Origin of the sequence: Streptomyces sp. NPDC021224 (assembly GCF_044332905.1) — a bacterium.
Lineage (GTDB): Bacteria > Actinomycetota > Actinomycetes > Streptomycetales > Streptomycetaceae > Actinacidiphila.
On the sequence record NZ_JBIRPW010000047.1, the window covers coordinates 1 to 1134 of the forward strand.

1 protein-coding gene is annotated in these 1134 nt (G+C 65.7%); it reads left to right on the plus strand.

Features of this window, described 5'->3' with window-relative positions:
• Window positions 1-43 precede the first annotated feature (43 nt).
• Window positions 44-1134 (plus strand): IS630 family transposase (locus ACH4PY_RS37115; RefSeq protein ID WP_398192935.1); only part of this gene is annotated, 1091 nt, incomplete at its 3' end.

A 1134-nucleotide genomic window follows, 5' to 3' on the forward strand; every position in this document is an offset into this window, starting at 1 on the left:
TCTTCTGAGTCAGGAATTTCGTTCATATCTGTAGACTTGGCCTGTGGCACGGACGGGTCGGCCGAAGGCCGAGTTGGTGTTGTCGGTTGATGAACGGGCTGCCCTGGAGGGTTGGGTGCGGCGTGGTTCGACGCCTCAGGCGTGGGCGTTGCGGTGCCGGATCGTTCTGGCTTGCGCGACGGGCGCGTCGAATAAGGACGTGGCGGCGGAGGTGGGCTCGACGCCGCATGCGGTGGGGCGGTGGCGGGCGCGGTTCGTGGAGCACCGGATCGCCGGCCTGGGCGACATGCCCCGGTCAGGCGGTCCCCGCACCGTGACCGATGAGCAGGTGGCCGATCTGGTGGCCAGAACCTTGGAGCGCACTCCGAAGGACGCAACACACTGGTCGACGCGGTCGATGGCCAAGGAGACCGGGCTGTCGCAGTCGACGGTGTCCCGAGTGTGGCGGGCCTTCGGCCTGCAGCCGCATCGCTCCGAGACCTTCAAGCTCTCGACCGATCCGTACTTCGTCGACAAGGTCCACGACGTCGTCGGCCTCTACATGGACCCGCCCGAGCGGGCCCTGGTGTTCTGCGTGGACGAGAAGTCACAGATCCAGGCCCTGGACCGCTCCCAGCCCGTGTTGCCGATGATGCCCGGCGTTCCTGAACGGCAGACCGCGGACTACGTCCGGCACGGCACCACCACCTTGTTCGCCGCCCTGGAGGTCGCCACGGGCAAGGTCATCGGGTCCCTGCACCGCCGGCACCGGGCCGAGGAGTTCAAGAAGTTCCTGATCAAGCTCGACAAGGAGATACCGGCGGACCTCTCGGTGCACCTGGTCCTGGACAACTACGCCACCCACAAGACCCCCGCGATCAAGACGTGGCTGCTGGCCCATCCCCGCTTCCACCTGCACTTCACCCCGACCGGCTCCTCCTGGCTCAACCTGGTCGAGCGCTGGTTCGCCGAGCTGACCAACAAACAGATACGGCGAGGCGTCCACAAGTCCGTCCAGGCCCTGGAGACCGACATCCGCCAGTGGATCGCCACCTGGAACACCGACCCCAAGCCCTACATCTGGACCAAGACCGCCGACGACATCCTCGAGCGCCTCGCCGGATATTTGAAGCGAATTCCTGACTCAGAAGACTA